The 551-nt window shown below is 59.7% G+C and carries 1 protein-coding gene; it reads left to right on the top strand.

Translation table 11 applies throughout. From position 1 onward, the window contains the following. Positions 1-20: 20 nt before the first annotated feature. A complete protein-coding gene (locus tag AC0KUR_RS38100) occupies positions 21-374 on the top strand; it encodes a cysteine peptidase family C39 domain-containing protein (RefSeq protein ID WP_473377419.1) in 354 nt (117 codons plus the stop codon). Positions 375-551 lie beyond the last annotated feature (177 nt).

Genomic DNA, 551 nt, shown 5'->3' with positions numbered 1-551 from the left:
TCGGAAACCGGTGATCAGCGATCACCTTCGACCGAAACGGCCGATCACCATCAATCGGAACCACTGATCACGTTCAACCGAAATCGCTGATCACGTTCGCCGAAATACGCAGCCTTGTCTTCCTCGCACGATTTCACGGCTTGACCGCGGCCGCCGCGCAGATTCGGCATGACGCTGCCCTGCCGCAGAGTCCGTTCGACGAAAACGCCCTAGTGCTGGCCGCACGCGGTCTTGGTTTGACGTCCCGCGCGCTCGGCGCCAATGTCACTCGTTTGGCACAGCTGCCTTTAACGGCGCACCTATTCGGTGCAGACGGGCAACACTTCGCGTTGTTGCGTTGCGACAGATCCAGCGCCTTGGTGCTTGAGCCGTAAGCGTGGAGCCGATACCGTGTTGACGGCGTGAGTTACCGGTTTCCCCAACGATTGGAAGCCATGCGTGTCAACCTCGGACGTAATTTCCCCAGAAGTGTCGAAGTAAAATTCCCCACCCTGTTCGGACGGTGATCAGCCGGCGACGTGATCGAATGGGTTCCTTCGGGGGCGGCCCGG

The organism is Burkholderia sp. YHN3-13 (genome assembly GCF_055810675.1).
This window is presented reverse-complemented; position numbering and strand designations above follow the sequence as displayed.